Below are 11,785 nucleotides of genomic sequence, written 5' to 3'. Positions count from 1 at the left end.
TCCACGTAATATAAAAATATCAATATTGTTATAAAAACAATAAAAATATAGCATTTATTCAGAGTCTTTTTTTATCATCTGAATCCGCTTACGGTTATAAACCAGATGCAGATACATAGCATCCTGTGCGCGGAGCGGATCATGAGCGGCAATGGCATCCGCAATCGCGCGGTGGGTCTCGATGGTTTCTTCCAGCAGTGTACCTCTGGTGGTCTCTACAAACAGAGGAATCGAGCTGTTGATCACAGGAACCAGTCTTGGAACTACAACATTTTTGCTGCTTAAAGCAATAGCTGCATGAAACTCTATATCCTTTTGTGTATGGTCCTCGTGCTTTCTTAATAATTCTTCAACTTCATCGCAAAGTGCGGTGATTTTTTTTATGTCTTTTTTATCGGCGCGTGTAGCTGCCATTGCAGCAATAGATGGCTCAAGAAGAAAACGCACTTCCAACAGGTCGGTGATTAGTTTTTGTTTGTTTCCGATAAAAGTGAAGCCCAGTGGATCGTCCACCATTCCGGGGGAAGATGAGATATAGGTGCCGGAACCCTGTCGGATCGTAACAATATTTCGGGATGCGAGAAGCTTCATGGCTTCCCGGACAGAACTTCTTCCTGCATTCAGACGCTCAGAAAGAATGGTTTCATTCGGTAATTTATCTCCTGGTTGTAAGTTTTCTTCTAAAATAAGCGCAATAATGTCCTCTGATATTTTTTGAGGAAGACTTTTTTCTTCTGATAATGAATTCATCATATGATTTGCTCCATTCCTGATGTGATAATTCTTGTATCTTATGATAATGTTTTTTGAAATCAATGTCAAAATGCTAAATTGCACAAAAATAAATACAGAATTTTATATAAAATTCCGTATTGCGTTTTTGGCGAATAGAATATATTATAAAGACATCAGATGAATTCAAAGAAAAAGACAGCAATTAAAGGAAAAATGACATAAAAGCCACCAAAAAGGTCAGATGAATTCATAGGAAGATTGTAAAACATCAGATGAATCAAGGAGGTAAAAGGAAAAAATGGAAGAAACAACTTTTGCGGCGGATCCAATGAGACTGATGATCGCGGCGGCGGTGGGAATTGTGGTTCTGCTGGTACTGATCATCAAATTTAAGCTTCATCCGGTTCTGTCAATGATGATTTCCGCAATCATCATTGGAGCGGGAGCAGGAATGCCGCTTACGATGATTTCGGACACAGTAGAGAAAGGTGTTGGAAAGACACTACAGGGAATTGCGCTTCTGGTAGGATTGGGATCCATGTTTGGCGGAATTTTGGAGGTAAGCGGAGGAGCCCAGAGAATAGCAGAGACATTGATCGGTAAATTTGGTCAAAAAAAAGCCGGATGGGCACTTGGACTTACAGGACTTGTAATTGGTACCACCGTATTTTTTGAAGCTGGTGTTGTGGTACTGATCCCATTGGTATTCAGTGTTGCGAAACAGACCAGAAAATCCACCCTGTATTATGCGATTCCCCTTCTTTCCGGTCTGGCCAGTGGATATGCTTTTGTTCCACCTTCAGCAGGCTCGGTACTTGTGGCAAATGCCCTTGGCGTGAACCTGGGAACCATGATCATGGTAGGAGTTCCAACCGCACTGATCTGTATGATGGTTTCCGGAATCTTCTGGGGAAGCTTCATTGGTAACAAGATTCATACAGAGCTTCCGGCAAATGTGGAAGAGATTAAAGATGATGGAAAAGACCTTCCGCCTTTTGGCCTGGTATTAGGTGTGATCCTGATTCCGCTTGTTCTGATCCTTCTCAGCACATTATCCAAGTATATGCCGCTTCCAGAAGGAGTAAAGGATGTTCTGGGATTCATAGGAAAACCATTCCTTGCACTGACCATTGCGACATTGGCATCTATGTACTTCCTGGGAATCAAACGAGGATTTACCGGGGCGCAGTTAAAGAAAATCCTGGATCATTCACTCAGACCGGTAGGCATGATCCTTCTGGTAATTGCCAGCGGCGGAGTGATCCGATGGATGCTTCAGGATTCCGGCCTTGGAAACATTATTGGACCGGTGCTGGAGAAGAGTGGGCTTCCATTGATCCTGATCGCATTTCTCATTGCACTTCTGGTCAGAGCTTCTGTAGGAAGTTCAATTGTAGCGATGACAATGGCATCCGGAATTATGGCAACCATGCCGGCTGTAATGGGTACCAGCATGCTTTACAGAGCTGCTATGTGCTGTGCAATCTGTGGCGGCGCAACTGCACTGAGCCATGTGAATGATGCAGGCTTCTGGCTGGTAACCTCATTCCTTGAGATCGACGAAAAGACAACCCTGAAATCCTGGACGATCATGGAGACACTGATCGGTGTTACGGCACTTATTGTAAGCTTTATTGTTTCAATCTTTGCATAGGAGGCAGGACGCAATGATAAAGATACCGGTTTATTTAAGAGATATGTGTGATGCCAAGCATCTGGTGCAGGCTGCATCAGGATGTGAGAAAAATGTAGATCTGATCTGTGGAAGATATATTGTAGATGCGAAATCAATGCTGGGTGTGTTCAGTCTGCCAACATTTGATGATGTAGAACTTGGAGTAGAAGAAGAGGACGAAGAGAAACTCAGGAAAACACTGGAAAGTTTAAAGCTTATCAGAGAATAAAAATGGAGGAAAAAATCATGCAGTTAAAAAGTCAGGAAATGAGAAAGCTTGCACCGGAGCTTGATCCGCTGCGTATTGGAACAGGATGGACAAAAGAAGATCTTGGAAAAGTCCAGGTTATGGTTGAAAGCACCTATGGTGACAGCCATCCGGGAAGCGGACATCTGAATATCCTTGTAGAAGAAGTCCGCAAAGGAATCGCAGAAGAAGGCGGTTTCGGAGCACGTTATAACTGTACCGATATCTGCGACGGTGAAAGCCAGGGAACAGATGGAATCAACTACAGTCTGGCCAGTCGTGAGATGATCGCTAATATGATTGAAATCCATGCAAATGCAACTCCTTTTGATGCAGGTGTATACCTTTCAAGCTGTGACAAAGGTGTTCCTGGAAATCTGATGGGACTTGCCAGAGTAAACATTCCTTCCGTATTTGTTCCAGGTGGAACCATGAATGCCGGACCGGAAATGCTGACCCTGGAGCAGCTTGGAATGTACAGCGCAAAATTTGAGCGTGGCGAAATTGATGAAGAGAAGCTCGACTGGGCAAAATGCAATGCATGCCCAAGCTGTGGCGCATGTTCCTTTATCGGAACTGCATCTACCATGCAGATTATGGCAGAGGCACTTGGACTTGCACTTCCAGGCACAGCCCTGATGCCTGCAACCAGCCCTGACCTTCTTGACTTTGCAAGAGAAGCGGGAAGACAGGCAGTGAGAATTGCCCAGATGGAAAATATGCGTCCTTCCGACATTGTGACTATGGACAGCTTTGAGAACGCAATCCTTGTTCATGCTGCAATTTCAGGAAGCACCAACTGTCTGCTTCATCTTCCGGCAATTGCCCATGAGTTTGGCATTGAGATCACAGGTGATACCTTTGATAAGCTGCACAGAAATGCAAGATATCTTCTGGATGTACGTCCGGCAGGCCGCTGGCCAGCAGAGTGCTTCTACTATGCAGGTGGTGTACCGGCAATCATGGAGGAGATCAAAGATCACCTTCACCTGGATGTCATGACAGTTACCGGAAAGACATTAGGTGAAAACCTGGAAGAACTGAAGAACAACGGATTCTATGAAAAATGTGATAAATGGCTTCAGGAATTTAACAAACGTTACAACGTAAATGTTACGAAGGAAGACATCATCCGTCCATATGACAAAGCAATCGGAACAGATGGAAGTATTGCAGTTCTCCGTGGAAATCTTGCTCCGGAAGGCGCAGTGATCAAACACACTGCATGCCCGAAGGAAATGTTTAAATCTGTTCTCCGCGCAAGACCATTTGACAGCGAGGAAGAATGTCTGGATGCAGTTCTGAAGCATAAGGTTCAGAAGGGTGATGCAGTTTTCATCCGTTACGAGGGTCCAAAGGGAAGCGGAATGCCGGAAATGTTCTATACCTCTGAGGCAATCAGCAGTGATAAGGAACTTGGAAAGAGCATTGCCCTGATCACAGACGGACGTTTCTCAGGAGCATCTACCGGCCCGGTTATCGGACACTGCAGTCCGGAGGCTGTTGATGGAGGACCGATCGCTCTTGTGGAAGAAGGAGACCTTATCGAAATCGATGTTATGGAAAGAAAACTGAACATCATCGGAATCGCAGGAGAACGCAAGTCTATGGAAGAAATCGATCAGATTCTTGCCCAAAGACGTAAAAACTGGAAACCACGTGAAATGAAATACAAAAAAGGTGTCCTGAGACTTTTCAGCCAGCATGCTGCAAGTCCAATGAAGGGAGCTTATCTGGAGTATTGATTATGAAGTATAAATTTATTACCATCGGCGAGATCATGCTTCGCCTGACTCCGCCGGATTATGAAAAAATCAGAACAGCAACATCTTTTGAGGCAAGATATGGGGGAAGTGAGGCCAATGTGGCCCTCTCCCTTGCAAATCTTGGAGTAGCTGCCTCATTCTTTACAGTAGTTCCGGGAAACAGTCTTGGAAAAAGTGCTGTACGTATGCTGCGAAGCAATGACGTAAATTGCGACAGCGTAGTTTATTCAACAGAAGAAGAGACACCGACACATCGGCTTGGAACCTATTATCTGGAGACGGGTTACGGAATCCGCCCGAGTAAAGTCGTTTATGACAGAAAACACAGTGCTTTTTCAGAGTATGATTTCAGCAAAACAGATGTGAAGAAACTTCTGGAAGGATACACCTGGCTTCATCTGAGCGGAATCACTCCGGCACTTGGAAAAAGCTGCAGTGAACTGATCCTGACCTGCCTGAAAACAGCAAAGGAGAATGGCATGACCGTCAGCTTTGACGGAAATTTCAGAAGTACATTGTGGAACTGGGAGGAAGCAAGAGATTTCTGTACCCTCTGCCTTCCATACGTAGATGTTCTCTTTGGAATTGAGCCTTACCATATCTGGAAAAATGAAGAAGATCATACAGCAGGTGATGTAAAGGATGGTGTTCCCTTCCAGCCGGACCGTGAACAGCAGGAAAAAGTCTTCAGGGCCTTTGCAGAGAGATATCCGAATATCAAATGCATTGCAAGACATGTGCGTTTTGCACACAGCTGCAGTGAGAACAGCCTTATGGCTTATCTCTGGTTAAACGGAAAGATTTATGAAAGCAAACGGCTTACCTTCCATATTCTTGACCGTGTTGGAGGTGGAGATGCATTTGTAAGCGGTATTATTTATGCACTGATGAATGAATATACACCGGAGGATATTGTGAACTTTGGTGTTGCAGCCAGTGCAGTGAAGCATACCATTCATGGTGACGGAAATATTACAGATGATGTTTCCCTGATCAGACATGTGATGGAAATGAATTTTGATATAAAAAGATAACGAAAGGAAATTCAAATGATGGATATAGCAGAAAAGTTTCAGAAGCTTGGTGTTGTTCCGGTAGTTGTGCTGGAAGATACAAAAGATGCAGTACCCCTTGCAAAGGCACTTGTTGAAGGTGGACTTCCATGTGCAGAGGTAACTTTCCGTACAGAGGCAGCAGAAGAATCTATCCGTCTGATGACAGAACAGTTTCCGGAGATGCTTGTAGGAGCAGGAACCGTTCTTACCAGAGAGCAGGTAGATGCAGCTGTTGCAGCCGGTGCAAAGTTCATTGTAAGCCCTGGATTTGATCCAGAGATCGTAGACTACTGTCTGGAAAAAGAAATTCCTGTTTTTCCAGGCTGCATCACACCGTCTGAGGTCGCACAGGCAGTAAAAAGAGGCCTTAAAGTTGTAAAATTTTTCCCTGCAGAACCGGCAGGCGGAGTTGCCATGATCAAGGCTATGGCCGCACCTTATGTGGGAATTAAGTTTATGCCCACTGGCGGTATCAATGCAAAAAATCTGGAAGATTATCTTTCTTTCGACAAAATTATATGCTGCGGCGGAAGCTGGATGGTAAAAGGAGAACTTGTAAAAAATGGAGAATTTGACAAGATCAGAGAACTGACAGCAGAAGCACGAAAACTGGTTGATTCCATCCGAAAATAATCGGAGGTATTACACATATTCATATTCACAAAAAACAGGATCCTGCATGAAAACAGGATCCTGTTTTTTACACACATACACTTCATACATTAAAAAAACCCCCATAAACCCAAACTCTCCCCCTCTATCCCAACCCCATCGTATGAGTTAAGATAATATCAACAAAGGAAAGCAAAAACAAATAAATGAGGAGGGAATGGAATGAATGAGGTCATTGTCTCCATGAACAATATCAGCAAAAGTTTCCCGGGTGTTAAGGCTCTGGATCATGTAAAATTTGAGCTGCGTTCTGGAGAAGTCATGGCGCTGCTGGGAGAAAATGGAGCCGGAAAATCGACCCTGATGAAAATCCTCAGCGGTGTATATACCAGAGACGAAGGAACGATGGAAATCTTCGGAAAATCCTATGACGACCTAACACCAAAGCAGGCCCAGGAAGCAGGAGTAGCCATTATCCATCAGGAATTGAACATGTGCAGGCACTTAACAGTAACGGAGAACATGTTCCTTGGAAGAGAAGTAAAAGGTGGTTTATCCTTAAATAATGCGAAGATGCGGAAAGAAGCCAAGAGGGTTCTGGACGATCTTCGAATCGACATCAGTCCGGATCAGATCGTAGGAGATCTGCCAGTATCCAAACAGCAGATGGTTGAAATTGCAAAAGCACTTTCCATCGATGCAAGGATCCTGATCATGGACGAGCCTACATCCTCTCTGACAGCAAAAGAAATTGATGATCTTTTCCGTATCATCCGAAAGCTGAGGGACGAAGGAAGAGGAATCGTATACATTTCACACAGACTGGAAGAACTGTCCCATATCGTGGACAGAGTTACCATCATGCGAGATGGACAATACATAACAGACGGTAATTTCAAAGACATGGACATGGACTACATTATCAAAAATATGGTAGGCCGTGAAATCAAAGAAAAATTCCCGAGAGTGGAATGCAGGAAAGGCAAGAAGATTTTTGAAGTGAAAAATCTCAATGCCGGAAAAATGGTCCGAGATATCAACTTCTCTTTATATGAAGGCGAGATCGTAGGATTTGCGGGACTGATGGGAGCCGGAAGAACGGAGACTACAAGAGCCATCTTCGGTGTTGATCCGAAAGACAGCGGAGAGTTTTATGTGGATGGTAAAAAAATCGAAGTCAACTGTCCAATGGATGCCATTCGAAACGGTGTTGTGCTTGCTCCTGAGGATCGTAAAAAAGACGGTCTCTGTACGAAACTGAGCATCCGTCAGAACCTGGCACTGCCAAATCTTGACCTTGTATGCAATAAGATGGGTGTGATAAACTCAGGAAAAGAAGATGCTCTTTGCGAAAAAGCAGTGAAGGATCTCCAGATTAAAACACCGAATGTGGAAATTGATTCCGGCAATCTTTCTGGTGGAAACCAGCAGAAAGTAGTTGTTGGAAAATGGCTCGCAAGAGATTCAAGGGTTGTTATCTTTGATGAGCCCACAAGAGGAATTGATGTTGGCGCAAAGGTAGAAATTTACAATCTGATGAATGAGCTGAAAAAACAGGGAATTGCAGTTATGTTTGTATCCTCTGAAATGCCGGAGGTCATGGGAATTGCAGACCGTATCATCGTAATGTGTGACGGACGTATCACCGGTGAGGTTTCAGCAAGGGAAGCCACCCAGGACGAGATCCTTACAATGGCAACATCCTTTGAAAACAAGAGTATTAAGGAAACTGAGGGAGGAAGTAAAAATGAATAGTAAACAGCAACGCCCTTTAAAGAAATTATTGGGAATCAGGGGAATGGGGGCAGCACTTACCGCATTCGTGGGGCTGATCATTATTTATATCGCATTTGGTATCATTAACCCGGCGGTTTTTTCAGGACAGAATATGTTGAACCTGCTGCGTTCCATGTCCAAGTACCTGTTGATCGGTATTGCACAAAGTTACGTACTGATCACTGGAAACATTGACCTGTCAATCGGATCCATGGTCGGAATGAGCGCCATGATCGCAGCTACCTTAATGACAACAGGAATGGTACCATTCCTTGCAATTGTGATCGCACTTATTGCCTGTCTGGTAGTTGGTGTGGTAAATGGATATCTGGTTGGAAAATTTAAACTCCCTCCATTTATTGCAACTCTGGGAACCATGTTCGTAGCACGAGGAATTGCCTACATGGTAAACGGAAACAGAAATACAGATGCCATTGCAACAGGTGTTGGAAAAGAAACGGCTGATGCATTCCAAAATTGTTTTTATTACGGTAAAACGCTTGGCATTTATAACACATTCTGGATCGCACTTGTTATTTTTGTTATATTTTTCTTTATCTTATCCAAGACACGTACAGGCCGTCATATTTACGCAATCGGTTCTAACGTGGACGCGGCAAAGCTTTCTGGTGTAAACGTAGTTTCCACCACAGTAAAGACTTATCTGGTAAGCTCCGTATGCTCCTGTGTAGTTGGTCTTATCCTTTGCGCACAGGCTGGTATGGGAAATATGGAAGCTGGAAACATGTACGAGATGTATGGCGTAGCAGCCGGCGTAATCGGTGGCGTTTCCCCACTTGGAGGAACTGGAATCCTTCTTGGAACCTTCGCAGGTGCAGCTGTCTGGCAGACTCTGGAAAATGGTCTGAACATGATCGGTGCACAAGTTGGTATCCAGCGAGTTGTAATCGGCGTGATCGTAGTTGCAGCCGTATTGCTGGATGTAGTTGTAAGAAACGGACAGTTTGGCAAACACAGAAAAAAATAACCGCAAGAAAACAGTATTTTTCACAGGAAAATGAAATCGACAACTGAATATGGGAGATGTAAAATAATTTCATGAAACTAAACCGCAAATGGAGAAGGCGGGTAGTTATAAAAAATAATTTTTAGGAGGATTTTTACAATGAAAAGAAAACTTTTAGCTATGGTATGTGCAGTATCTATGATCGCTTCCCTTGGAGCAGCTACTGTTTATGCATCAGATGATGTTAAGGCTACAGGCGATGAGAAAATTGCGCTGATCACAATGGACTCTATCGACCAGCACTGGATCACCCTGAACGAAGGCGCTCAGGAAGAAGCAAAAGAGCTTGGTGTAACAGTTGACTTCATGTCCCCGAATACAAAAGATGACGCTCAGCAGATCGAGTGTGTAAACAATGCAGTAGCAGGCGGTTATGATGCAATCATGGTTGCTGCAAACGGACCAGACGCTATTTCTTCCGCACTTCAGGAAGCAAAAGATCAGGGAATTAAGATCGTATATGTTGATTCCCCTGCAAATGTAGAGGCAGAAGCTACTTTCTCCACAGACAATGAGGCAGCTGGAACAACAGCAGGAGAAGAGATGAAGAAGGCGCTTGAGGATGCTGGTATTACATCTGGTAAAATCGGTATCATTAATGTAAACGCAGCTACTGATTCCTGCGTAAACCGTGAGGAAGGCTTCCGCGCAGCATTTGACGGCACAGACTTCGAGATCATGGAAACCCAGTACGGCGAAGGTGATGCTGCAAAATCCCAGAGTATCGCAGAGAACTACATTACACAGGGTGTTGTTGGTATCTTCGGATGTAATGAAGGCTCCACAACTGGTGCCGGAAATGCCATCAAAGCAGCTGGAAACGCTGACATCATCGGTGTTGGTTTTGATAAATCTGACGCGATTCTGAACCTGATCGACGACGGATATCTTCTTTGCACAATGGCTCAGAACCCAGATGTTATGGGATCTGAAGGCGTAAAAGCAGCTGTAAAAGCAATCAACGGCGAGGAACTCGGCGGAGAAGTTACAGATACAGGTGTATCTGTGATCACAAAGGATTCTGATAAATAATCTGAAATAAAAGGAATATTGTTCATGGAACGTCATGGATATGATGACGGCTGGGGCAGTAATTATAAGGAGCAAGAAACCGTCGGTTTTTCCGGCGGTTTTCTTGCTTAAAATGCTGAAATGGATTATTATTAGAAGTAAGAAAAAGTGGAGAGAGTTTCTAAAAAAATGGGGAAATTTCTTCACAGTAATCATGTAATGGGGACGGAGAACATGGAGATTTTAAAGGTAGTAATTGCAGATGATGAGGTGCGGATCTGCCAGCTGATCCAGGCACTGATCGACTGGGATTCTATGGGAATGAAGGTGGTGGGAATCGCCCACAACGGAGAGGAAGCCTGCGAAATGGTACGGCAGACACAGCCGGATATTCTGATCACAGATATCCGCATGCCAGGCTGCAGTGGCCTGGAGCTGGTAAAAAGGGTGAAGGAGCTGGATTCCGCTCTGGAAGTAATCATAATCAGCGGTTACGCCCATTTCGAGTATGCACAGCAGGCTATCAGTTACGGTGTGGGACATTATCTTCTGAAGCCGGTAAACAAGGGGGAACTGACTGCTACCCTGCAGAAATTGCAGAAAAAGATCGGGGAGCGCAAGGAGTCGGAACTGAATCATCAGGAGCTTGTAAATAAGGCGAAAAGGGATGATGACCATTTACGGGCAAATCTGATCGACCGGCTGCTGGATCAGCCGGATATGCCGGTTTCACAGGACACATTGACGAGCATTTATCATCTGAAAGCAAGACAGGGAGTGTACCAGGCGTTTTGTGTAAAAGTGGATTATGGAAGAAAGATCATTTCTGGCGGCAGAATGGATGGAACAACAGGTCTGGCTGGCGCACGAGAGATCAGCTCCACTTCCAGTGAAATCCTTATGGAAAAAGTACGTGAGGTCCTGGAACGAAATCTGAAAAAAGACAGCCGCGAATTAGTTCTTCTGATTCGTGATGACTATTGCTACGGTATTCTTAACTATCCGGAAAGTGAGAAGGAATCCATCCGCCGGAGCATGAAGAGCAGCCTTACCCAGATGGAAATCCAGAAAAATATGTTTCAGCATGTAAGCTTTTCCATGGCAGTTGGAGCTGCATACAAAGAGGCAGAGCATTTGGCTGACTCTATGCAGGAAGCCCGAAAACTGATCCAGGAAAGGCTGGTAAAAGGGGACGGACGGGTTCTTGACTGTCTGGGAAAAGCTTCAGAAATCCAGGAGAGCGAGTTGCTGAAAAAGTATCTTCGTGAGATTACTCATGCCGTAGAAATTTCCAGCATTCAGAATGCAGCAGAAGCAGTAGAGGATTTGCAGGATACGGTAAATAAGGCGAAAGAAATTCGTGGCAGCGAGATTTTTGAACTGGTGTATGCAGCAGCTGATATTTTTGCGGCAAGTATTCGGATTCCAGAGCGTACTGCTACTGTGGAGGAATTCCGTAAACAGTGTGATAAATGTGGAAAAATAGAGGAAATTTTTTCCTGTCTTGGGGATTTCCAGAAAAAATATATCCAGGAGCAGGCTGAACGCTATGAAACTGATACTATCCGCCCGGTTCGCAAGGCAAAGGAATATATCCAGAACCATTTCAGTGATCCGCTGACTTTAGAGGAAGTCAGCGAGATAGTGGGACTTAGCACTGCTTATTTCAGTGCCTTATTCAAGAAGACAGAAGGAGAAGGTTTTGCAAAATATCTGATCAACGTGAGAATGGAACAGGCCAAGCTACTCCTTCGGGAATCCAATCTTCCAGTAACAGAAATCTGCAGGAGGGTAGGATATAACGATCCGAAACATTTCACACATACCTTTGAGAAAGCGGCAGGGGTGAAACCCTCTACATATAGAAAATTGTATGGATAA

Annotated in this window: 10 protein-coding genes; 9 read left to right on the top strand and 1 reads right to left on the bottom strand. The window is 44.3% G+C overall.

Annotation, left to right across the window (positions count from 1 at the left end):
• Positions 1 to 54 precede the first annotated feature (54 nt).
• Entirely contained in the window at positions 55 to 753 is a 699-nt protein-coding gene (locus AB5642_RS02850; protein ID WP_195391796.1) for a FadR/GntR family transcriptional regulator, read from the bottom strand.
• A gap of 280 nt (positions 754 to 1,033) precedes the next feature.
• Here AB5642_RS02850 and AB5642_RS02845 point away from each other — a divergent pair, with 280 nt between their 5' ends.
• From AB5642_RS02845 to AB5642_RS02805, 9 genes are all read left to right on the top strand, one after another.
• The gene (locus tag AB5642_RS02845) at positions 1,034 to 2,389 is read left to right on the top strand and encodes a GntP family permease (protein WP_148461517.1); all 1,356 of its coding nucleotides are present in this window, start codon (positions 1,034 to 1,036) and stop codon (positions 2,387 to 2,389) included.
• 13 nt (positions 2,390 to 2,402) lie between these two features.
• Positions 2,403 to 2,639, top strand: a complete 237-nt coding sequence (locus AB5642_RS02840; RefSeq protein WP_173715741.1) for an HPr family phosphocarrier protein — start codon at positions 2,403 to 2,405, stop codon at positions 2,637 to 2,639.
• Between the two features lie 17 nt (positions 2,640 to 2,656).
• The gene (ilvD, locus tag AB5642_RS02835; RefSeq protein ID WP_173715742.1) at positions 2,657 to 4,402 is read left to right on the top strand and encodes a dihydroxy-acid dehydratase; all 1,746 of its coding nucleotides are present in this window, start codon (positions 2,657 to 2,659) and stop codon (positions 4,400 to 4,402) included.
• A gap of 2 nt (positions 4,403 to 4,404) precedes the next feature.
• Positions 4,405 to 5,457, top strand: coding sequence for a sugar kinase (locus AB5642_RS02830; protein ID WP_173715743.1), 1,053 nt, complete (start codon positions 4,405 to 4,407; stop codon positions 5,455 to 5,457).
• Positions 5,458 to 5,472: 15 nt separating this feature from the next.
• Positions 5,473 to 6,111, top strand: coding sequence for a bifunctional 4-hydroxy-2-oxoglutarate aldolase/2-dehydro-3-deoxy-phosphogluconate aldolase (locus AB5642_RS02825; protein ID WP_173715744.1), 639 nt, complete (start codon positions 5,473 to 5,475; stop codon positions 6,109 to 6,111).
• Between the two features lie 201 nt (positions 6,112 to 6,312).
• Positions 6,313 to 7,845, top strand: coding sequence for a sugar ABC transporter ATP-binding protein (locus AB5642_RS02820; protein WP_148461522.1), 1,533 nt, complete (start codon positions 6,313 to 6,315; stop codon positions 7,843 to 7,845).
• Positions 7,838 to 8,854, top strand: coding sequence for an ABC transporter permease (locus tag AB5642_RS02815; protein WP_148461523.1), 1,017 nt, complete (start codon positions 7,838 to 7,840; stop codon positions 8,852 to 8,854). Before AB5642_RS02820 ends, AB5642_RS02815 begins: the two co-directional genes overlap by 8 nt.
• 138 nt (positions 8,855 to 8,992) lie before the next feature.
• Entirely contained in the window at positions 8,993 to 9,925 is a 933-nt protein-coding gene (locus tag AB5642_RS02810) for an ABC transporter substrate-binding protein (protein WP_148461524.1), read from the top strand.
• 213 nt (positions 9,926 to 10,138) lie between these two features.
• The gene (locus tag AB5642_RS02805; protein WP_173715745.1) at positions 10,139 to 11,785 is read left to right on the top strand and encodes a response regulator; all 1,647 of its coding nucleotides are present in this window, start codon (positions 10,139 to 10,141) and stop codon (positions 11,783 to 11,785) included.

The sequence above is a fragment of the Ruminococcus sp. 1001136sp1_2201st1_G3_2201SCRN_220225 genome (assembly GCF_040924365.1).
GTDB classification, from domain to species: Bacteria; Bacillota; Clostridia; order Lachnospirales; family Lachnospiraceae; genus Blautia_A; species Blautia_A faecis.
This window is presented reverse-complemented; position numbering and strand designations above follow the sequence as displayed.